Annotated in this window: 20 protein-coding genes, 1 tRNA gene and 2 pseudogenes; 4 read left to right on the top strand and 19 right to left on the bottom strand. The window is 63.8% G+C overall.

Going from position 1 to position 21464, the window contains the following annotated elements; all coding sequences use genetic code 11:
• Positions 1-8: 8 nt before the first annotated feature.
• The 5 genes from EB815_RS06680 to rsfS all read right to left on the bottom strand — a co-directional run bounded on the left by EB815_RS06680 (position 9) and on the right by rsfS (position 5184).
• Positions 9-1187 carry a divergent polysaccharide deacetylase family protein gene (locus EB815_RS06680; RefSeq protein ID WP_056575250.1) on the bottom strand — a complete coding sequence of 393 codons (1179 nt, stop codon included), beginning with the start codon at positions 1185-1187 and terminating at the stop codon, positions 9-11.
• 194 nt (positions 1188-1381) lie between these two features.
• Positions 1382-2713, bottom strand: coding sequence for a S41 family peptidase (locus tag EB815_RS06675; RefSeq protein ID WP_056575247.1), 1332 nt, complete (start codon positions 2711-2713; stop codon positions 1382-1384).
• A 1-nt stretch (position 2714) separates the two neighbouring features.
• A complete protein-coding gene (locus EB815_RS06670) occupies positions 2715-4085 on the bottom strand; it encodes a murein hydrolase activator EnvC family protein (protein WP_056575244.1) in 1371 nt (456 codons plus the stop codon).
• 166 nt (positions 4086-4251) lie between these two features.
• Positions 4252-4734 carry a 23S rRNA (pseudouridine(1915)-N(3))-methyltransferase RlmH gene (rlmH, locus tag EB815_RS06665; protein ID WP_056575241.1) on the bottom strand — a complete coding sequence of 161 codons (483 nt, stop codon included), beginning with the start codon at positions 4732-4734 and terminating at the stop codon, positions 4252-4254.
• A 72-nt stretch (positions 4735-4806) separates the two neighbouring features.
• Entirely contained in the window at positions 4807-5184 is a 378-nt protein-coding gene (gene rsfS / locus EB815_RS06660; protein ID WP_023766075.1) for a ribosome silencing factor, read from the bottom strand.
• 298 nt (positions 5185-5482) lie between these two features.
• Here rsfS and EB815_RS06655 point away from each other — a divergent pair, with 298 nt between their 5' ends.
• Entirely contained in the window at positions 5483-6334 is an 852-nt protein-coding gene (locus EB815_RS06655) for a mechanosensitive ion channel family protein (protein ID WP_056575238.1), read from the top strand.
• Between the two features lie 25 nt (positions 6335-6359).
• Here the strand turns inward: EB815_RS06655 and EB815_RS06650 are convergent, their stop codons facing one another.
• The 8 genes and pseudogenes from EB815_RS06650 to obgE all read right to left on the bottom strand — a co-directional run bounded on the left by EB815_RS06650 (position 6360) and on the right by obgE (position 14698).
• Positions 6360-7658 carry an MFS transporter gene (locus EB815_RS06650; RefSeq protein ID WP_056575235.1) on the bottom strand — a complete coding sequence of 433 codons (1299 nt, stop codon included), beginning with the start codon at positions 7656-7658 and terminating at the stop codon, positions 6360-6362.
• An 81-nt stretch (positions 7659-7739) separates the two neighbouring features.
• Positions 7740-7913, bottom strand: a pseudogene (locus EB815_RS06645) (nicotinic acid mononucleotide adenylyltransferase); the annotation flags it as partial.
• A gap of 82 nt (positions 7914-7995) precedes the next feature.
• Positions 7996-8787, bottom strand: coding sequence for a hypothetical protein (locus EB815_RS06640; protein ID WP_056575229.1), 792 nt, complete (start codon positions 8785-8787; stop codon positions 7996-7998).
• Between the two features lie 26 nt (positions 8788-8813).
• Positions 8814-10382 carry a metal-dependent hydrolase family protein gene (locus EB815_RS06635; RefSeq protein ID WP_244494123.1) on the bottom strand — a complete coding sequence of 523 codons (1569 nt, stop codon included), beginning with the start codon at positions 10380-10382 and terminating at the stop codon, positions 8814-8816.
• Positions 10383-10457: 75 nt separating this feature from the next.
• Entirely contained in the window at positions 10458-11045 is a 588-nt protein-coding gene (locus tag EB815_RS06630) for a nicotinate-nucleotide adenylyltransferase (RefSeq protein WP_056575225.1), read from the bottom strand.
• Between the two features lie 190 nt (positions 11046-11235).
• On the bottom strand, positions 11236-12522 hold the full coding sequence (locus tag EB815_RS06625) for a glutamate-5-semialdehyde dehydrogenase (protein ID WP_056575223.1): 1287 nt from the start codon (positions 12520-12522) through the stop codon (positions 11236-11238).
• A 3-nt stretch (positions 12523-12525) separates the two neighbouring features.
• The gene (gene proB / locus EB815_RS06620) at positions 12526-13662 is read right to left on the bottom strand and encodes a glutamate 5-kinase (protein WP_056575221.1); all 1137 of its coding nucleotides are present in this window, start codon (positions 13660-13662) and stop codon (positions 12526-12528) included.
• A gap of 4 nt (positions 13663-13666) precedes the next feature.
• Positions 13667-14698 carry a GTPase ObgE gene (gene obgE, locus EB815_RS06615; RefSeq protein ID WP_056575220.1) on the bottom strand — a complete coding sequence of 344 codons (1032 nt, stop codon included), beginning with the start codon at positions 14696-14698 and terminating at the stop codon, positions 13667-13669.
• A gap of 132 nt (positions 14699-14830) precedes the next feature.
• Here obgE and EB815_RS06610 point away from each other — a divergent pair, with 132 nt between their 5' ends.
• Positions 14831-15700: an endonuclease/exonuclease/phosphatase family protein gene (locus EB815_RS06610; RefSeq protein WP_056575217.1), complete on the top strand. Its 870-nt coding sequence runs from the start codon at positions 14831-14833 to the stop codon at positions 15698-15700.
• 7 nt (positions 15701-15707) lie between these two features.
• Here the strand turns inward: EB815_RS06610 and EB815_RS06605 are convergent, their stop codons facing one another.
• The 4 genes from EB815_RS06605 to EB815_RS06590 all read right to left on the bottom strand — a co-directional run bounded on the left by EB815_RS06605 (position 15708) and on the right by EB815_RS06590 (position 18015).
• Positions 15708-16235 (bottom strand): GNAT family N-acetyltransferase, encoded by a 528-nt coding sequence (locus tag EB815_RS06605; RefSeq protein WP_056576451.1) that lies wholly within the window; start codon positions 16233-16235, stop codon positions 15708-15710.
• Between the two features lie 20 nt (positions 16236-16255).
• A complete protein-coding gene (locus EB815_RS06600; protein ID WP_056575214.1) occupies positions 16256-16843 on the bottom strand; it encodes a GNAT family N-acetyltransferase in 588 nt (195 codons plus the stop codon).
• Positions 16844-16963: 120 nt separating this feature from the next.
• A complete protein-coding gene (gene rpmA, locus EB815_RS06595; RefSeq protein WP_010912120.1) occupies positions 16964-17233 on the bottom strand; it encodes a 50S ribosomal protein L27 in 270 nt (89 codons plus the stop codon).
• A 98-nt stretch (positions 17234-17331) separates the two neighbouring features.
• Positions 17332-18015, bottom strand: a complete 684-nt coding sequence (locus EB815_RS06590) for a 50S ribosomal protein L21 (protein ID WP_056576446.1) — start codon at positions 18013-18015, stop codon at positions 17332-17334.
• A 392-nt stretch (positions 18016-18407) separates the two neighbouring features.
• On the opposite strand from EB815_RS06590, the gene EB815_RS06585 reads away from it, so the two are divergent.
• Positions 18408-18497: transfer RNA gene (locus tag EB815_RS06585), tRNA-Ser, on the top strand.
• 233 nt (positions 18498-18730) lie between these two features.
• On the opposite strand, the gene EB815_RS33935 is transcribed toward EB815_RS06585, so the two are convergent.
• On the bottom strand, positions 18731-19315 hold the full coding sequence (locus EB815_RS33935) for a TetR/AcrR family transcriptional regulator (RefSeq protein WP_056575211.1): 585 nt from the start codon (positions 19313-19315) through the stop codon (positions 18731-18733).
• 84 nt (positions 19316-19399) lie between these two features.
• Here EB815_RS33935 and EB815_RS06575 point away from each other — a divergent pair.
• Positions 19400-20353, top strand: a pseudogene (locus tag EB815_RS06575) (aldo/keto reductase); the annotation flags it as partial.
• A 181-nt stretch (positions 20354-20534) separates the two neighbouring features.
• On the opposite strand, the gene EB815_RS06570 reads toward EB815_RS06575, so the two are convergent.
• Entirely contained in the window at positions 20535-21434 is a 900-nt protein-coding gene (locus EB815_RS06570; protein WP_056575206.1) for a LysR family transcriptional regulator, read from the bottom strand.
• Between the last annotated feature and the right edge of the window lie 30 nt (positions 21435-21464).

Genomic DNA, 21464 nt, shown 5'->3' with positions numbered 1-21464 from the left:
AGGCGTGGCTAGCCTTTTTGCGGGTCTATGGCCACCGCCGAAATCGGCACGATCTCGATGCCGCGCTTCCTGGCCTCGGCAATCCAGGACGCAACGGTGTCGACGGTCAGGTCGAAGGCCGAGCCGATGCCGACGGCGGTGCCCTTGGCCCGCGCGGTGGCTTCGAGACTGTCCAGTTTCTTCAGGATGGCGCCGCGATCCTGCACCGCATCGATCGCCGTGTCGCCAGCGACGAAGGGCACGCCATCCTTCAGCGCCAGGTCGGGCGCCAGGCTGCGCGCCGACGAGCCATCGTCGACATAGGCAAGCCCCCGTTTGCCGAGTTCGGCCATGAACGGCTCCATCGCCGCCGGATCGGCGGAGAAACGGGCGCCCATATAGTTCATGACGCCGGTATAGTTCGTCGTTCGCGACAGCGCCCAGTGCAGGTTCTTGAGATTGTCTTCGGCACTCGCCGCCACCGTCAGCGTGTTGCGGCCGGGGTTGACGTTGGGATAGTCGAACGGTTCGAGCGGCACCTGCATGACGATCTCGTGGCCGCCCTGTCGGGCGGCCTGCATCCAGCGGCCAATGCTGTTGCCCTGCGGCGCGAAGGCCAGCGTCACTTCAGGGGGCAGCTTGGCGATCGCCGCCTGGGTGCCGGTCTGGGAGACGGCAAGCCCGCCAATGACGATCGCCACCCGCGCACCGCGCGCACCGGACCATGGCCGCGCATAGACATCGAACGGCCGCCTTCCGTCTGCGGAGCGTATCGGCAAGGGTCCGCTATCGCTGGCTTCGATCAGCGCCTTGTCGGGAAGATGCGCGATCTTCAGGTTCTGCCCGATACTCGACGGGTCGCGAATGACGATGGCCGCCTGCGGAGGACCATCGCCCTCCTGCTTCTGCACATGGATGATCTGCGGACCACCGGTCTTGGCTGGCGTTTCGACCTTTGGCGCCGCGACCGGGGCCAAAGCGGATGGCGCGGCGGCAGGCTCGGGCGCCGTCACTTTCGGCGTCGAAACGGCGACCTCTTGCGGCTTGCGAAACGGCTTTTCCCGGAGCGCGATCGCGGCTGAAACGCCGACCACCGCCAATACGACAACGCTCGCAGCGACAATGCCCGGGCTGACCTTGCCGGCGGCGCGCGGCACCCGGACGGTCTGTCCAAGCGGGCGTTCGATGTCCTTGCCGATATCAGCCAAGCCTTGTCCCCGGAGCGCACGGTTCCGAAGGCGACCCTTCGGCAGGACATGCGCAAATTCATCAACCCCGGCGCACCCCTGGCGCCATATCTGGAGGCCTTGCCTTGCCCCCGAATCAAACTGCCGGAACCTTTCGGCCCCGGCAGCATCGCATTGCTTCGTTCAGGCGGCCAGACTGTTGCTGGCCGTGAATTTTACTGGTTGAGCACGGCCTTTTCCGGATTGGGCGGGAAGGCCGGATCGGTCTTCTCGCCGCGCAGCAGCTGCTCGGCGAAGATCAGCTGCAGATCGTCCTTCGGATCCGGCGGCACATAGGCTGCCGAGCCCGATCCCGTCGAGCTCTCGTCGGCGCCCTTGATATGGCCCTTGAGATCGGACTCGCCGCGCGTCAGGTCCCTGCCCTGCAGTTCCGGCGGCAGAGGCTGGTCGACCTTGATGTCGGGCGTGATGCCCTTGCCCTGGATCGACTTGCCCGACGGCGTGTAATAGAGCGCCGTCGTCAGCCGGAGCGCGCCATTCTCGCCGAGCGGAATGATGGTCTGCACCGAACCCTTGCCGAAGGACTGCGTGCCGACCACGGTGACGCGGCGCAGATCCTGCAGCGCGCCGGCAACGATTTCGGAAGCGCTGGCCGAGCCGCCATTGACGAGCACGATCATCGGCTTGCCGTTGATGTCGTCGGTCTGCTTCGGCTTGGCGTCGAAGCGGGTGACGTCCTTGGGATCGCGCCCGCGCGTCGAGACGATCTCGCCGCGCTTCAGGAAGGCGTCGGACACGCTCACCGCCTGGTCGAGCAGACCACCCGGATTGAGGCGCAAGTCGAGCACATAGCCCTTCAGCTTGTCGTCCGGCACCTGCTTCTTGATGGTCTCGATGGCGTTCTCGAGGTCGTCATAGGTCTTTTCGGTGAAGGAGGTGATCTTCATGTAGCCGATGTCGTTCTCGACACGGAACTTGACCGCCTTGACCTTGATGATGTCGCGCACCACCGTCAACTCGATCGGCTTGTCGGCGCCCTGGCGCAGGATGGTGAGCTTGATCGGCGTGTTGACCAGGCCGCGCATCTTGTCGACCGCGTCGTTGAGCGTCAGGCCGCGGACCTCTTCGCCGTCGATCTTGGCGATGTAGTCACCTGCCAGCACGCCGGCCTTGGCGGCAGGTGTGTCGTCGATCGGCGTGATCACCTTGACCAGGTCGTTCTCCATGGTGACCTCGATGCCGAGGCCGCCGAACTCGCCCTTGGTCTGCACGCGCATATCCTGCGCCTGTTCAGCGTTCATGTACGAAGAGTGCGGATCGAGCGAGGAAAGCATGCCGTTGATGGCGTTCTCGACCAGCGACTTGTCGTCGGGCGGCGTGACATATTGCGCCCGGACCCGCTCGAAGATGTCGCCGAAGATCGCCAGCTGCTTGTAGGTCTCCGATCCCGCAGCGTTCGCCGACGAGCCAGGAGCACCATAGACAAGGCTCATGGCGGACGCGCCCATCAGCGCACCGGCAAACAGAAGCGACAGTTTCCGCATCATTTCACGTCCTTCCAGAAAAACGGTCCGCCCACCATGGGGCCGGATCGACGGGTTTTCCATCCTTGCGGAACTCGACATAGAGTTCCGGCGTGGCATTTACATTCTTCGAAACCGAGGTGCTTGCCACCCGGGCCTCTCCCATCGCGCCGACCGGCTCTCCTGCGAGCACCGACTGGCCAGTCACGACGCTGATTCTGCTCATCCCCGCCAGAACGACATGATAACCGTCGCCGGCATTGAGGATCAAGAGTTGACCATAGGAGCGAAACGGCCCCGCATAAAGCACATTCCCATCCGCCGGCGCGGTAACGATGGCTCCCGATTGTGTCGCAAGCATGTCGCCAAGCATCACTGCGCCGTTACCGTCATCGGCGCCGAAACGGCGCTTGATGCGGCCGGTGACCGGCAGCGCGATTTGCCCCTGCAGCGCCGAGAACGGAGCCGTCGCGGTGAGCCGGTTGCCTTCGGGGACAGGGATTGCCGCCAGCGATGCCGTTGTGTCGCCGCCAGTCTGATCGTCACCCGCCTGGCCCGCGGCGGCAGCCTTGGCGGCATCAGCGGCCTTGCGGGTCTTGTCGGCCTGCGCTTCGAGCGAGGCGATCAGGTCCTTCAGGCTGGAGGCCTTGGCCGCCAGTTGCTCTGAACGCTGCCGTTCGGCCGCCATTTGCGCCTGCGTATCGGCCTCGAGCTTCTGCTTGGCTTCGAGCAGCATGCCGAGCCGCTTCTTTTCCGCCACCTGCTCGCCGACCGCTTCCGTCAGCCGCGCCCGTTCGGCCTCAATCGAGGCCGTCACCCGGGTCTGCTCCTTGAGGTCGGCCAGCAGGCTGTCGGTCTGCTGGCGCAATTCCGGCACCACGGCGCCGAGCAGGATGGCGCTGCGCACCGACGACAGCGCGTCCTCCGGCTTGACCAGGATCGCCGGCGGCGGGTTGAGGCCCATGCGCTGCAACGCGCCCAGCACTTCGGCCAGCACGTCGCGCCGCGCCACAAGCGAGGCACGGATCTTCTGTTGCTGGCCCTTCAGCCCCTCCAGCTTGGCGCCGATATCCTCGATGTCCTGGCCAAGCTTCTGCTCGGTCATCGCCGACTGGATCAGCGCGGCGGTGATCGACGCATGGTCCTTCTTGACCGCGGCGATATCGGCGGCGAGCTTGGCCAGCCGTTCCGACGACAGCGTTATTTCCTTGGAGACCTGTTCGTACTCGGCGCGGCTCTGGTCCGGATCGGGCGCCATGTCGAGCGTGTTCTCGGCCCGTGCCGCGTGGAACGACAAAAGGATCGCAGCCGCCGCGACGCCGCAACGCGCGCGCCAGAAGCGCCCGGTTGATGAGCCCCTTGTTGAGCCCGGTGTCGATTTCCAGCCTTCAGACATTCCCGGTCGATTCTATCCGCGGCTTCGTTAACGAACCATCAACCATGTTGACGCCTGTCGCCCAGAACCGCGCGGTTGTCCTGGGATAACGGCATGCACATGGAAAAATAGTCCCAGCCCGGTCTCGCGCGGCATTGGGGCGGAATTCGGTGCGATCCGGGAGCTTTCAGGATCTGTGATAGGGGTGGCCTGACAGGATCGTCGCCACCCTGTAGAGCTGCTCCCCCACCATCACGCGCACCAGCTGATGCGGCCAGGTCAGCGCACCGAACGACAGCACCAGATCGGCTTGGCCGCGCAGCGATGGGTCGTGACCATCGGCGCCGCCTATGGCGAGCACCAGCGCCTTGCGCCCGCCATCGCGCAACTGTCCGATACGATCGGCGAAATCCTGCGAGGAAAGGCTCTTGCCGCGCTCATCGAGCAGGATAAGGGCCGTGCCCTGCTGCAACTGCGCCTGCAGCCTCGAGCTCTCGTCACGCTGGCGTTCGCTGGCGCTTTGCGCGCGGCCCTCGGCAATCTCGGTGACCCCGGAGAATTCGAGCCCGACCGCCGGCCCGCTCTTGGCGAAGCGCTCGAAATAGCGGTCGGCCAATTCCCTCTCGGGGCCGGCTTTCATTCGGCCCACGGCATGAACTGAAATCTTCATCCCGCCTCTATAAGCCGTTAATGCATGTCACCCAAAGGCGAAATCCGACTTCCGGGCAACGGCACAAGCAGCCTAGTGAAGGGTCTCTTCCTCGAGATCCGGCGCCTGCCACATCTTTTCGAGATTGTAGAATTCGCGGACTTCGGGGCGGAAGACGTGGACGATGATATCGCCCGAATCGATCAGGACCCAGTCGGCGCCGGAGAGCCCCTCGACGCGCGCCGTGCCGAGGCCGGCATCCTTGAGCGCCTTGAGGAGATGGTCGGCGACAGCCGAGACATGACGGTGCGATCGGCCCGACGCGACAACCATATAGTCGCCGAGGCTCGATTTCCCCTGAATGTCGATTGAGACAATATTTTCGGCCTTGGAGTCTTCCAGACTGGCAAGGACTGTCTTGATGGCACGGGACACGGCGTCGTCTACGCTGATCCCGGCCGGCGAAGGCATGATATCGGCCTTCTTCCGCAGTGCTGTTCTCAGTGTATTTCCTTTCGCAGCAAGAACAACCAAATCACCCCCAAAAGCAGGTGACACCACTTAGATAGGCAGAGTTCCGTTGCAGTTTCAAGACGCTGCCCGACTCATGCGAACTCGCCGATTGCCCTGTTGTTCCATGCGGCAGGCAAAAAGATCGGAACCCAGGCGCCGCGCGGCGGTTATCGGCTGACCGACCAGAAGCAATTCCAGGAAAAGTGTGAAGCGGTTTTCCGTTTGGAATTGCGTCAAAACAAAGTGGAATCCCGCCATGCCGATCGACCCGCAAGACACCATCCTCACCGTTCAGGCCGGCCTCGCACAGCTCAGCACGCTGATCGTCTCCTATTCCTTCTCCGCCATCGGCGCCGTCATCCTGCTGGTGGTCGGCTACATCGTCGCCGGCCTCGCCGAGCGTTCGATCTTTGCCGGCCTGGGTCACATCCACGGTTTCGATGCGACGTTGCGGCATTTCTTTTCCAAGATCGTCCGCTACGCCATCCTGATCCTCGTCGTCATCATGGTGCTCGGCCAGTTCGGCGTGCAGACCGCCTCGATCATCGCCGCCATCGGCGCCATCGGCCTCGCCATCGGGCTGGCGCTGCAAGGTACGCTGCAGAACATCGCCGCCGGCATCATGCTCCTGGCGCTGCGGCCGTTCCGCATCGGCGAATCCGTCGAGGTCGGTTCCATCGCCGGTTCGGTCGAGGAAATCGGCCTGTTCGCCACCAGGCTCAGGACCGCCGACGGCCTCTACATCCTGGCGCCCAATTCGACGCTGTGGAATCAGCCGGTGCGCAATTTCTCGCGCAATGGCGTGCGCCGCGCCGACATCAGCCTGAGCATCGGCTCGTGGAACGATATCGACGGCGCCCAGAAGACATTGCTCGCCCTTGCCGGCGCCGAGAAGCGCATCCGTCGCGAACCGGCGCCGATCGCCTTCGTGGCCGGCCTTGGCGATACGACCGTTTCGCTTACCTTGCGCTACTGGACCTCGGCGGTCGACTATTTCTCCACGAACATCGACATGACGAAACGCGCCAAACAGGCTTTCGACAGCGAGGGCATCTCCATTCCGCTGCCGCCACCGGAAGCGCCGGCGCCCGAAGCTCGCAAGCAGTAAGCAATTGCGGCGGGACAAACAGCCTTCAGTCCTTGGCCCGGCCTGCGGGCTCGTCCGGCGCATAGGCGAGTTCGACCGGAAGCGGGGCCTGCGCCGTCATCGGTGCGAAGCTGCCGGTCTCAGTGGCAGGCACGGCCTGTGTGGTGAACACACGCAACAGCACGAAAAGGCAGAAAGCACAGGCAGTGACGATTGCCACATAGATGAAGGCTTGCGTGCCGAAGACCGCCGACAGCGCCGTCACGATGCCCGGAACCACAAAACCGGCCAGCGACCAGGCGAACAAGAGCGAGCTGGACAGCGCCACCATGTCGTCCTTGCCGGCACGGTCGGCGGCATGCGCGCTGGACAGCGAATAGATCGATTCCGAGGCGCCGTCCCACAAGACGTAGATCACCAGCAGCGCCGGCAGCGCGCCGCCGTCGAAACCGAGCGCGAACATACCCGCCGCCGCAGCTAGCGCGGACGCTCCGATCAGCACGTAACGGCGGTCGGTGCGGTCGGAAATCCAGCCGAAGGGAAGCTGCAGGATCAGCGTGCCGAGCGGCATCACCGAAAGCAGCAGCGCCACATCGGCCTGGCTGTAACCCTTGGCCGTCGCATGGATCGGCGCGAAACCCGCGATCGACATGGACAGCCCGCCGACCGCCAGCATGCCGGCAACACCGACCGGCGAAATCCGCCAGGCGCGGCGCAGCGCCACCGAGGCCGCCTGAGGAGCGGGTGGCTGCGCCAGCCGCGTCATGCCGACGGGCAGGATCGACAGAGCGGTAAAGGCGATGCCGATCAGCGGCGCGTCCGCCGTTTTGATATCGACCAGCGCCAGCGTCGCATAGCCGACACCCAGCCCGGCGACGTAGGCGACGTAGAAAAAAGCCATCACCCTGCCGCGTATGGCATTGGCGACCGCATCGTTCAGCCAGCTCTGCGCGACGATGAACAGGCCGCATATGGCAAAGCCGTAAAGCGCACGGGCGGCGATCCACAAAACCGGATACGGCCCTGCGCCGACGGCGGCATTGGCGAGCGCGATCAGCGCCGACAACACCATGAAGGCCCGGGCATGGCCTACCCTGCGCACCAGTGGTCCGGTGAGGATGCAGCCGGCGAGGCCGCCGGCCGACAGGCCGGTTATGATCAGCCCGGCCCAGGTCGGATCGAAACCCTCGACGCCGAGCCGGACCGGGATGTAGGCGAACATCAGCCCGTTGCCGATGGCGATCAGCGCCATCGACACGATGACGCTGGCAATCGCGATCAGCGGCGTGGGCGCGCTGCCATGCTCCGGATCGACTGCGGGTTGGGTCTTGGTTTGAACTGCCATGTCAGGCCAGCATCGCTGATCGGCTGGACAAACGCCGCCGCAAAAGCGACATGGCCGGGCGGCCGAAACGCTGGCTCTTCTCTATCCCTTTGCCATCTTCCGGATCGCGCTCGACGACAGCGACGAGCGCGGGCCGTGGATGAAGGTCCAGGCCGGCGCCTTCATGCGGGCAAGCCGCGGCGCGTCGCCTTCATCGATGCGGGCATAGTCGAAGGTCTTGGGAACGACCGACGACAGGAACGACAGCGTCGCGCCCGTACACCGTTGAGCACGATCATGATCGATGGGCTTCAGACAATCCATCGGATGGGTCGCATCATAGATTGGTCCCAGATCATCAGAATCGCCAGGTCACCCCCAGCACCGGCCCAGACAATCGAGTATCGAAGACGTGACCGCCGGACTCGTAGTCGACACTGAGTACCTTGTAGCCGCCCGAGACGGAAAGATGGTCGTTTATGATGTAGTTGGCGGTTGCCAGCACCTGCCAGGTGGTTTTGGACCCGACGTTGAAGCCGCCGACATCCGCCTGAACCTGCGCCGAGAGTTTGTCCGTCATCCTGAGAAAGGCGCGCGCGCCAACGACCGGGTCAGCCCATCCAAAACTTTCCTTGTAGCTGCCCGACAACCCTGCCGCCTGCACGGTCACCCGGTTGGAGATATGCCAGAAGCGAACACCGCCCAGCGCATCCAGGGTGAAAGCTGGACTGTCATAGACACGATAGCCGGCCTGCAGTGTCGATGTGAATTCCTTGGTATCCACGCTGCCGCTGATGCTGGGGACTTGCGGCAATGGCGGGGGCAGGGGCGGAAGCGGGCCGGTTGCTTTCTCGTCTGCCGTGTCGACATACATGGCGTCGGCGGAGAAGACGAAGCGGTCGTAGCGCCCCCATACATTGATGAAGCCGCCAATGTTCAAATCATTCATGACATCCGAGAATGATTTGTCGACACCAATGGTCGGGGCCCTGCGGAAAGGCGATATGTCGCCGTTGATGCCCGCCGCCCAGAGATAGGGCGTGACCTGCAGGGCCCAGTTCTTTTCGCCATCCGCGGTCGTGTCGGCGCTTCCCGCAAGCACGTCAGCCGCCCTTGCTTCCATGGAAACGAAGGCGAAGGCGGCAAGCATGCCTATCCCAAGGATTGCTCGCAAGGTCATCCCCCCAGCGTGTTCTTGTGGATGCGCCCATCCTTCATGATGAGCTTCAACGTTCGTTCCGGATTTGCGATGAGGGAAATGTCCTCGAGCGGATTGCCATCGACGATGAGCATGTCGGCATAGGCGCCGGGTTCGATGCGTCCGAGTTTTCCCGGGTAAGGATTGCGCGGGCCGGAAAGGCCGGCAAGCTCGGCATTGCCGCTGGTCAGCAACCGCAACACATCCACATTTTCATACCACCGGCTGAACTTGGCGAGTTGCTTTCCCTGTGTCGAGGTGCCTTTCGGGTTGAACAGGATATCAGTGCCCAGGGCCATGTTGATTTTGTATTTACGTCCAAGCTCGACGGCCCGCGCCGTACCTTCGGCGATTGTCTGCTGCTGCGCGCGCTGTTCCGGCAAGGCGTAGGTGTTGGCATCCTCGTCGGCAAGGAAGGGCTGGATGCTCCACCATGCATCTGCATCGGCTATGCGTTTGGCGGTCTCCTCGTCGGCGAGTTGGCCATGCTCGATCGACTTCACACCGCTGGCGACCGCACGCTGCACGGCGGCGGGCGTATAGGCATGGATGCACACATAGGTGCCCCAGTCAGCCGCAGCGGATACCGCAGCCTTCATCTCGGCCTCAGTGTATTGCACAGCATCGATCGGGTCGTAGGGCGAGGCGACGCCTCCCCCGCCCATGATCTTGATCTGGCTCGCCCCCAGCATGAGCTGCTCGCGTACACGGCGCAGGACTTCCGCCTCGCCATCAGCGATCTCGGCGATGCCAGCCTGTTCCGCCAGGCTTGCGTTGCTTTGCGGAGTGCGCGGCAAATCCGTGCGCATGCGGAAGTCGCCATGCCCCGAAGTTTGCGAGATCATGGCGCCGGAAGGATAGATGCGGGGACCCACCAATCGCCCTTCATCGATGGCGCGCTTCAAAGCGAATGACGGGCCACCGACATCACGAACCGTCGTGAACCCGCGCAACACTGTCCGCTCGGCCTCCTGTGCGGCGACGAGATGAACATAAGGGACGTCGGCCGTCATGGCCGCGACCTGCGAGATACCGGCAAGCAAGGCATGCCAGTGGGCATCTATCATGCCCGGCATCAGCGTGCCGCCTGCGCAGTCGATAACCTCGGCATGGGCAACCGTTTCGCTGGCGCCAGGCAGAGCCTTGATCGTTTTCCCGTCGATAAGGACAGACTTGCCTTCGATGAGCTTGCTTGCCTGGCCGTCGAAGATCCTGGCATTGCTGAGCAGGATCGGCTTACCCGCTGCCTGCGCGAAGGATGGGGATGCAAGGCCAAGCGCCGAAACACCGAACATCCCGGCGATACCGGCAAGAACAGAGCGGCGTGAAATGTCTCTGTTCAATCGATCGAAGAGGTTGAGTGCAAGCGGACTATGACAAGGGCAGTCCAACCCGTGCGCCAAGCCCCCATACCTGTTGCCGAAACTAATTCTCACAACAACCCCCCGCCGAAAAGAGGTAAAAATTGATGTAGGCAGCGCTCGCACGCAATCAACTGTATCGCCGAAGAACTCGTCTTTGATGACAGAGGCACCGTTGCCCGTCAATATCAGGTTGGGATAGCAGTGAACGCTGCCGGACCGTTCACTTACTGTTGAGCGCTGCCGGTGATGCTGGGCCGATCACCCCTTTGCCATCTTCCGGATCGCGCTCGACGACAGCGACGAGCGCGGGCCGTGGATGAAGGTCCAGGCCGGCGCCTTCATGCGGGCGAGCCGCGGCGCGTCGCCTTCATCGATGCGGGCATAGTCGAAGGTCTTGGCGACGACCGACGACAGGAACGACAGCGTCGCGCCCGGGCGGTCGATGACCGCGATCGGGAAGGTGAGCACGATTTCGCGCCAGCGCTGCCAGCGGTGGAAGTCGCGCAAACTGTCCGCGCCCATGATCCAGACGAAATCGACGCCGGGATTGCGCGCCTTGACCAGGGCCAGCGTGTCGGCGGTATAGCGCACATGATGCGCCGCCTCGAAGGCGGTGACCTTGATTTTCGGGTTCTTGGCGATCCGCTCCGACAGGTGTAGCCGTTCGGTCAGCGGCGCCAGCTCGCGCGTGCTCTTCAACGGATTGCCTGGCGTGACCATCCACCATAACTGGTCGAGCGCCAGGCGCCTGAGCGCAATTTCGGCGACCAGTGCATGGCCCGCATGCGGCGGGTTGAACGAGCCGCCGAACAGGCCGACGGCCAGCCCTTTTTCGGCGTGCGGCATTTTCAAGTAGCGGGAAGGGACGGCGTTCTCACCCTCCCCCTTGTGGGGGTCCACAAGACGGGCAGGACCCGTGGCTTGCCCAGGTCGGTCGATCCGCGAAGCGGAGCGGGGTGGGGGTATCGTGGAATTCAGCGTCGTCCCCCCAGCCGGCTCGCCACCCCCTCCACAAGGGGGAGGGTAAGACCAGCGCTCAAGGCCTCACCTGTCCCGACCCGCGCACGCGGTATTTGAACGAGGTCAGCTGCTCGACGCCGACCGGCCCGCGCGCATGCATCTTTCCGGTGGCGATGCCGATCTCGGCGCCCATGCCGAACTCGCCGCCATCGGCGAATTGCGTCGAGGCATTGTGCAGCAGGATGGCCGAATCGATCTCTTTGAAGAACCGCTCCACCGCCTTCGCATCCTCGGCGATGATCGCCTCGGTGTGATGCGAGGAGAAGGTCTCGATGTGCTCGATGGCACCACCGATACCATCGACCAGCTTCACCGCGATGATGGCGTCGAGATATTCCGTCACCCAATCGGCATCGGTCGCCGGCTTGGCGTCGAAAAACACTTTCAGCACCTCCGCATCGGCGTGGATCTCGCAGCCGGCGGCGCGGAGCGCGTCGAGGATCGGCACCAGATGGGTTGATACCACCGCGCGGTCGACCAGCAGCGTCTCGGCCGCGCCACAGACTCCGGTGCGCCGCATCTTGGCGTTGACGGCGATCTTCAGCGCCATGTCGAGATCGGCCGAGCGGTCGATGTAGAGGTGGCAGATGCCTTCGAGATGGGCAAAGACCGGCACGCGCGCCTCGTTCTGCACCCGCCCGACAAGGCTTTTGCCGCCGCGCGGGATGATGACGTCGAGCGTACCGCCAAGCCCCTTGAGCATCTCCCCGACAGCGGCGCGATCGGTAGTCGGCACCAGCTGGATGGCATCTTCAGGCAGGCCGGCGGCCTTCAGGCCGTCGACCAGGCGGGCATGGATGGCGGCGGACGAATTGAGCGAATCCGAGCCGCCGCGCAGGATTACCGGATTGCCGGCCTTGAGACAGAGCGCACCGGCATCGGCCGTGACGTTGGGCCGACTCTCATAGATGACGCCGACGACACCCAGCGGCGTGCGCACGCGCTCGATATGAAGGCCGTTCGGTCGGTCCCACTCGGCGATGACGTCTCCGACGGGATCGCGCAGCGCGGCGATCTCGCGGATGCCATCCGCCATGGCGCGGATGCGCGCCGGATTGAGCTTCAGCCGATCCATGAAGGATGCCGACAGCCCCGATTCCTCGCCATTCGACACATCGATGGCGTTGGCGTCGAGAATGTCCTGTTCCCGGGCAAGGAGCGCGTCCGCCATGGCAAGGAGCGCGGCATTCTTGGCGGCGGTGGTCGCTATGGCCAGCGGTCGGGCGGCGGCGCGGGCGCGGCGGCCGATATCGGCCATCAGCGCCACGGTATCGTCCCCGGATTTTTCATGCAGCTTCAGCATGGCTCATCCTCCGCTTATATCGCCCCCGGCGTGACTCACCACGAGGTCGTCGCGGTGGATCATCGCCGAACGCGCTTCGTAACCGAGCACGGTTTCGATCTCGGCCGTCTTCAGGCCAGCGATCCTTACGGCATCGGCGGCATCGTAGGCAACCAGGCCGCGCGCGATCTCGCGGCCCTCGGGCGACAGGATCGCCACCGTGTCGCCGCGCGAAAAATTGCCGCTGACCAGCTTGACGCCGGCAGGCAGCAGCGATTTGCCCGATGTGAGCGCGCCAACGGCGCCGGCATCGACCGTCAGCCGGCCGGCCGGTTCGAGCTGGCCGGCGATCCAGGTCTTGTAGCCCTTGACCGGATTGGCGCTGGGCCGGAAGAAGGTCGCGCGCTCGCCGCGCTCGATCGCCATCAGCGGCGACAGCCGCGTGCCCGAAGTGATGATCATGGCGGTGCCGGCGGCGGTGGCGATCTTGCCGGCGTCGAGCTTGGTGCGCATGCCGCCGCGCGACAGCTCGGACGCGGCCGCTCCCGCCATCGCCTCGATATCTGGCGTGATGCGGTCGACCACCGGAATGAATTTGGCCTGGGGATCGCGCGCCGGCGGTGCGGTGTAGAGGCCGTCAATGTCGGAGAGCAGCACCAAAAGATCGGCGCCCATCATCGTCGCGACACGCGCGGCCAGCCGGTCATTGTCGCCATAGCGGATTTCGGAGGTGGCGACCGTGTCGTTCTCGTTGATGACCGGCACCGCCTTCATCTTGAGCAGCGTCGAGATCGTCGCCCGCGCGTTGAGATAGCGCCGGCGTTCCTCGGTGTCGCCAAGGGTCAAGAGAATCTGGCCCGATCTCAGGGCGCCCTTGCCGAGCGCATCCGACCAGGCGCCGGCGAGCGCGATCTGGCCGACGGCGGCAGCCGCCTGGCTCTCTTCGAGCTTCAGCGCGCGCTTGCCAAGGCCAAGGATGGTGCGGCCAAGCGCGATGGCACCGGACGACACGACGAGGATTTCGGCGCCGCCCTCGGCGAGCACGGCGATGTCGTCGGCGAGCGAAGCCAGCCAGTCGCGCTTCAGGCCGCTCGCGCGGTCGACCAGCAACGCCGAGCCGATCTTGACGGTGATGCGCCGGTATTTTTTCAGCGACTGCATGGCACTACTTTTCCCAGCGCGTCTCGACCACGGGCGCGGCCTCCGCGCGCGCCTCGGCAATCACGGTCATCAGCGCCCGCAGCACAGCCTCGACACCTTCGCCGGTGACGGCGGACAGAAGCATCGGCGCGCGGCCGGCGGCGCGCTTCAGCGAGGCGATCTTCTTCTTGCGCCCATCCGCATCGAGCGTGTCGACCTGGCTGAGCGCCAGGATCTCGACCTTGTCGGTCAGCCCCTGGCCATAGGCCTCCAATTCGGCGCGCACGGTCTTGTAGGCCTTGCCCGGATTTTCCTCCTGCGCCGAGACCAGATGCAGCAGCACGCGCGTGCGCTCGACATGGCCGAGGAAACGGTCGCCGATGCCGACGCCCTCATGCGCGCCTTCGATAAGGCCCGGAATGTCGGCGATGACGAATTCGCGCGCGTCGATGCGCGCGACCCCGAGGCCGGGATGCAGCGTCGTGAAGGGATAATCGGCGATCTTCGGCTTGGCCGCGGTGACGGCCGCGAGAAATGTCGACTTGCCGGCATTGGGCAGCCCGACCAGCCCGGCATCGGCGATCAGCTTCAGCCGCAGCCAGATGTTGAGTTCCTCACCCGGCAGGCCGGGATTGGCGCGGCGCGGCGCCTGGTTGGTCGAGGTCTTGAAATGCTGGTTGCCGAAGCCGCCATTGCCGCCCTTGGCAAGCAGGAAGCGCTGGCCGACCACGGTCAGGTCGCAGATCAGCGTCTCATTGTCTTCCTCGAAAACCTGGGTTCCGGCCGGCACTTTCAGCGTGACGTCGGCGCCCTTGGCGCCGGTCATGTTGCGGCCCATGCCGTGGACGCCGGTCTTGGCCTTGAAATGCTGCTGGTAGCGGTAGTCGATCAGCGTGTTCAGCCCGTCGACCGCTTCGAGCCAGACATCGCCGCCACGGCCGCCGTCGCCGCCGTCCGGCCCGCCGAACTCGATGAACTTCTCGCGCCGGAACGACACCGAGCCGGCGCCCCCGTCACCGGAGCGGACATAGACCTTGGCTTGATCGAGAAATTTCATGGGATCGCAGTTTCTTTTATTGGCCTTGCGGCATTGCTCTAAACCTTGGGCCTTGCTCTAAACCAAGGCGCGGCGAAGGGCGAGACCGTTTTGTGACGATGGCCGTGTGGGGTCGGTCGGAGAGATGTCGGTATGAAGCTTGTAACCTACAACATCCAGTACGGCATCGGTCTTGATGGGCACTACGATGTCGCGCGTATTGCCGACGCGGTGCGCGGCGCCGACGTGATCGCGCTGCAGGAGGTCACCCGCAACAACCCCAGGAACGGCAGCCGCGACATGGTCACCGAGATCGGCGAGGCGCTGCCCGACTATTTCGCCGTCTATGGCAGCAATTTCGAGGCCAATATCGGTTCGCGCGTCGAAAACGGCCGCGCCATCACCACGACCTTCCAGCTCGGCAACATGGTGCTGTCCAAGACGCCCATTCATCTGTCGCGCAACCTGCTTTTGCCGCGCAGCCGCAGCTTCGAGATGATGAACTTCCAGCGCGGCGCGCTGGAGGCACTGATCGAGACGTCGCTTGGTTTCATCCGTTTCTATTCCATCCATCTCGATCATCGCAGCCCTGTGGAGCGCGCCAGCCAGATCCAGTTCCTGCGCCGGCGCCTGTTGAACTACGCGCTCGAAGGCGGCGCGCTGTCCGGCGTCGCCGAGATCGGCCTGCCGGAACTGCCGCATCCGGAGGCCTTTGTGGCCATGGGCGATTTCAACATGCTGGCCGCCTCGCCCGAATATGTCGAACTCGCCGGCCGGCCGGACCATGAATTCGGCATGCCGCTGACCGCCGACTTCGCGGTCGACGCCGCCGTGCGCCTTGATGTCGCCGGCGCCGATCTCGTCAGCTGGGTCGACCCCAAGGACCCTGCCAATGCCAGCCGTCACAAGCGCATCGACTATGTCTTCACCAGCGCCTCGCTTGCCCGTTCGCTGCAGCGCCTGTGGGTCGACCGGAAAGCAGCGGGTTCGGACCACCTGCCCGTATGGGTCGAACTGGGCTGACGACTCTTCATCCGGCTGCGTTTTCGCGTTCGACGATCGCCATCATGATCGTATCGCCGTATTGCCCGTCGATACAGATAGCGTCGCGCTGCACACCTTCCCTGACAAACCCGACCTTGTCGTAAAGAGCGATGGCGCGGGCATTGTCGGCGTGTACGGACAGCTCGACGCGGACAAAGCCGGTCTTGCGTGCCTGCGCCAAGGCGGCATGGATAAGCCGCGATCCGAGCCCGCGCCCGCGATGGGAGGCAACAATTCCCATTCCGAGACTGCCGCGATGGGCATGGATGAGCCGGTCATGGCGGGTGATGTCGCACCAACCGACGACCTCGCCACGAATGACGGCCACGAACCCCGGATCGCCTTTCGCGATGCGGTCCAACGCAAATCGCCGGGTTTGATCCAGCGGTGGCGCCTCGAGGAAGGACAGGTACTTCCGCTCACGCGCAACGAGATCAAGCGCACGATGAAAGCTTTCGATGTCACCGGGCGTTATCGGCGCGATCGTTTCGATACCGTTGCTGTCGTAGACCATTGGCTTGACGGCGCCATCGCTCAAAAGTGTACCCAGTTGCGCAGGCTCGTCCATGTCTTGCGGTCCAGCCTGTAGCGCTCGACCGGCACCTGGCCGGCGACGATCGAGTTCAGCATGCCCTGGCCGGCATACTGGAAACCGCACTTGTGGATCACCCGACGCGAGGCCGGATTGATGACCCGCGTCGAGGCATGCAGCACCTGGATCGAGGTCTTCTGGAAGGCGAGGTCGACCAGCGCGTGGGCGGCCTCGGTGGCATAGCCCCGCTTCCAGTAGGGTTCGCCGATCCAGTAGCCGAGTTCCAGCCCGCGATCGGTGGTGTTCAAGCCCGCGCAGCCGACGAAAGTGTCGGTGCCGGCCAGCGTCAGGGCATAGGCAATGCCGGCCCGGCGCGACCTGGTCATGGCGAGGAAGGCGCGCGCCTCGTCCTCGCCATAGGGGTGCGGCATGCGCGCCAGCATTTCGGCGACATGACGGTTGTCGGCAAGCTCGACCAGTTGCGCGATGTCCTCTTCGCGCGGCGCCCGCATCACCAGCCGCTCGGTGACCAGCACCGGGCAGTCTATCGCGTAACTTTCGTCTTCACTGTCTTCCGCTTCGGCAACCATTTGAAAATCCTCCAGGCACAAGAAAAAGGGGAGATGGAAACCCATCTCCCCTGATCCTTTTCCTGGTTTTGCCAGACACCGGTTCCCGAGATGGGCGCCGGTGTTCTAGTGCGGAACCGGCTACTCCGCGGCTTTGGTAATCGGGTTGACCGATACGTAGGTTCGGCCGTTGGCTTTTTTGTTGAACGTCACGGCGCCGGATTCGAGCGCAAAAAGGGTATGGTCCGTGCCCATGCCGACATTGACGCCGGGATGCCAGGTGGTGCCGCGTTGACGAATGATGATGTTGCCCGGGATGACGGCTTCGCCGCCGAACTTCTTCACGCCCAGACGCTTGGAATGCGAGTCGCGACCGTTGCGCGACGAGCCGCCAGCTTTCTTGTGTGCCATCTAACTAACTCCGTTGCGCCGCAAGGCGCCTAAAAGGCCTTATGAACGCGTTCGCGTTCCGTTTCAAGTCCGATCCGGCTGATGTTTCGCCGGAAAAATTACTTCTTGGCCAGTTCCTTGGCCTGTTCGCGCCAGTCCTTGATCTGGTCGGCGCTGAACGGCATGTGCTCGTCGATCTTGGCGACGTCCTTGTCGGTCAGCTTGGCCAGTTGCGCGAAGGTGATAATGCCCTGCTCGGCGAGATCCTTGGCGGCGACCGGGCCGATGCCCTTGATCACGGTCAGGTCGTCCGGCTCGCCTTTCGGCGCCTTGAACAGCGGCGCGGCGGCCGTCTCGGCCTTCGCCTCGTCCTTCGGTGCAGCTTCCGCCTTGGCTTCCTTCTTGGCCTTGGCTTCCTTCGGCGCGGCCTCGGCGGCGACTTCGGCCTTGGCTTCCGCCTTCACGGCCGCCTTCTTGGTCGGCTTGGCGCCACCCAGCAGGATCTCGGAGATCCGCACGGTGGTCAAAAGCTGGCGATGGCCGATCTTGCGGCGCGAATTCTGGCGGCGGCGCTTCTTGAAAGCGATGACCGTGCGGTTCTTGCCCTGCTCGACGACTTCGGCGGTAACCAGGGCGCCATCGACGAACGGCGCGCCGAACGTGACATTCTCGCCCTCGCCATGCGCGAGCACGTGGCCGATCTCGACGATATCGCCGACATTGGCTTCGACTTTTTCGATCTTCAGGAGATCGTTGGCGGCGACGCGATACTGCTTGCCGCCCGTTTTAATGACTGCGAACATTTTTTGCCTTTCGCTGTTCGGTCGGCCTTGATGAACCGCGTCTGGCGGTTCGGCCGTCTTTTTGTCAGTCTGCGGGTTCAAAAAACAAGCGGCGCGGAAGAACCCTCCACGCCGATTGCGCGCTGTCCCTAACCGAAGGTTGAGCGGGAGTCAAGGCAACACCCGTTGCCGGGACTGCTTTGGCCGGCCGGCCGGCGATCTTTTGCGGCAAGGCCTGCGGCACGCTGGAGAAATCGGCGACGACCGTCAAGACCGCCATGCCCTGCCGGGCCAATGCCGCCCGTGAATCCCGTGCTTGTCGGGCAAGCCAAATATCGGTGGATTTGGCCTTGTAACCTGCCCGTTCAGCCGTTATCTAGTGCGCCGCGCCGGCAACGGCCGACCATGACCGCGGAGAGGTGGCAGAGTGGTCGAATGCACCGCACTCGAAATGCGGCATGGGTGCAAGCCCATCGGGGGTTCGAATCCCTCCCTCTCCGCCATACGCCGCCGATTATACGCCATAGTGCTTATCGCCGCCGATCACCGCATCGCCACCAACTGACATAGCGAACCGCCGATCCTACGCTACAGGCCGATATCTCGAGAGCGGCGACAGCGGCTTACGCCCCCATTTCTGACGTTGGTCGCCTAAAAGCGAATGCGTGAAACCCGCGTTCGCGATACATGCAGACCCCGACGAACCCCGACAAGCGCTCCAACACAAGAACGAGCTTCATGGTCCAGCACGGCTGCCTGGCTCGTCTTCGGCACCCAACCCCCTGAAGATGAGCGCTATTATCCTCGCTGCCTGTGCATCCCTCCCGCGATGGGATGGGATTTGCCAAAGGACTCCGAGAAGCATCAAAACATCGTCGGCATTTGCATCGCGATCAATCGCGCCGGCGGTCTCGCATGCGGCGATGAGTGAACGCACCGCCAACAGCATCTGCTGATAGGTTTCGCGTCCGTCATCCTCGGACGTGGCCCCTTGCAGGAGCCTTGCCACGCCGCGCTTCATGGCGCTGGAATCCGCCACCTGGGCACACCACAGACGAAACGCCTCCAGCGGCGGATGCTCCTGCACAAGCGTGGATGCGAGAGCCGCAAGGGCGTTGATCTCCTTGCGATAAATGGCAAGGGCCAGGGCTTCCCGGGTCGGGAAGTGGCGATAGAGCGTGCCTTGCCCAACTCCGGCTGCCTTGCCGATAGCGCTAAGCGGCGTTTCGGGATCGGCGGTCAGGGCCTTTCGTGCCACCTCAAGTATGCGATCTCGGTTGGCGCGGGCGTCTGCTCGCAATCCCTCCTCTTCTACAGCCATGTCGCCTCTTGACTAAACGGACAATTGTCCGTTACTTAACGCTAAGCGGACATTTGTCCGAATATAGCGGATGTGGAGACGGACATGCAATATGCCAAGCTCGGCCGGACGGGCCTCGATATTTCGCCTATCTGTATTGGCTGCATGGGGTTCGGGAATCCATCGCGAGGTTACCCCTCCTGGTCGCTCGACGAGGAAGCAAGTCGACGTCTCATTCGCCACGCACTCGAAGCGGGCATCAATTTCTTCGACACCGCCAATCTGTATTCAAACGGTTCCAGCGAGGAGATCCTCGGGCGGGCACTGAAGGACTTTGCGCACCGCGAAAACGTTGTGATCGCCACCAAACTCAGCGCACCAATGCGCGACGGACCCAATGGCATCGGGCTATCGCGCAAGGCGATCATGACCGAAGTCGATATGAGCCTGAGGCGCCTGGGCAGCGACTATATCGACCTCTACCAAATCCATCGTCGTGACAGGACCACCCCCTGGGAAGAAACGCTCGAGGCCCTGAACGATGTCGTCAAGGCCGGCAAGGTCCGCTATCTCGGCGCATCGTCCATGAAGGCCTGGGAATTCGGCAAAGCGCTACACCTGCAGAAATCCAACGGCTGGGCCCGCTTCGTGTCGATGCAGGATACCTACAATCTTCTCGACCGCGAGGAAGAGCGCGAGATGCATGCGCTTTGCATCGACGAAGGGGTGCAGACCATTGTCTACAGCCCTCTCAACCGCGGACGGCTGGCCCGGCCGTGGGGAGCGATCACCGCAAGGGCGAAAACCGAAGCCGTCTACAATCTGGGAGCAGCCACTGCCGACAGCGACAAGCTGATTGTCGATGCGGTGGGGGCGATTGCGAAAGAACGGGGCGTCGGCCGGTCAATGATTGCGCTGGCCTGGCTGCGTCGCAATCCTGTAGTGGCAGCTCCGATCGTCGGTGCGCTGAAACCAGACCATATCGACGACGCTGTGGCTTCCCTTTCGATCAGCCTCACCGACGACGAGGCAGCAAGGCTGGAGGCGCCTTATACGCCGCGGCTCGACCATCAGGGAGCGTCAGACCCGCGCATGCTCCGCCGCGCGGCTGAAGCCGCCACAGGCCACAGCATCAGCCGCCTCCCGATCCGTGAACTGAGCAAGGTGACATGAACCCTGCTCGTTCTGGCGACTGACATGTCAGGGATTAGGCGATACTGACGACAACTGTTTGACCGGATCAGAGCGACAGCCGGACCTGCAGGTCGTTAAGGAGCCACCGGCCGGCCGGGCCAGGTTCATGGTCCGCCATGCGAGCGGCGTAGATGGTCAGGGCGTTTGCCGGGTCACGGGCATCTTCGGCCAGCTCGAGCCGAACTAGAACGCTGGCTGCGAGATGATCGGCAATCAGATGCTCCGGCATCCGGCACCAGCCGAAGCCGGCCAGCAGGAAATCCAGCCTGCGGCCGAGGTCGACAAAGCGCCACCGCGTGGCGCTGGCCAGGCCGTAATTGTTCGCTTCCCGATCGACCGGGTCGGACAGGACGAGCTGGATATGGCGCTCCAGGTCGTTGCGGGTTGCCGGACGACCAAGCGCTGCCAATGGGTGATCGGCGCTGACCACAGGCGTCAGCGCCATGCGCAGCAGCGGCAATGCCACGACGTCCTCGGGCACCACCGGCAGCAGCAGGCAGAAGGCCAGTGCGACGTCGCCGCTGCGCAAACGACGCAGCGCCCCGCCCAGGCCCTCGGTCGAGAAGCTTATGGGAAGATGCGGATAGGCCTGGTGCAACGCGCGCAGGCTTTCGATAAGCGGGGCGGTGGGCACCAGCGGATCTATGGCTAGGGCAAGCTCGGGCTCGACCCCGCCTCGCGCCCCGGTCGCGACGGCCTCGAAGCGTGCCGCGCTCGAAAGCACCAGCCGGGCCTGATCGACCAGAACCCGGCCCGTTTCAGTCAGACGGGGGCGATGTGTGCTGCGGTCAAAGAGCTGGACGCCCTGCGCGGCTTCCAATGTCGCCACCGATTGGCTGATTGCCGATTGCGCGCGGCGCAATTGCCGCCCGGCCGCCGAAAAGCTGCCGGCATCAGCAATGGTCACCAGGATGCGCAACTGGTCGAGGCTGAGACTGCCGATCATGATCCATCATATTAGCCGATAGAGATGATC

Source organism: Mesorhizobium loti, from assembly GCF_013170705.1.
GTDB classification, from domain to species: domain Bacteria; phylum Pseudomonadota; class Alphaproteobacteria; order Rhizobiales; family Rhizobiaceae; genus Mesorhizobium; species Mesorhizobium loti_D.
The sequence above is the reverse complement of the archived record's forward strand: the minus strand, read 5'-3'. Positions and strand labels throughout refer to the sequence as shown.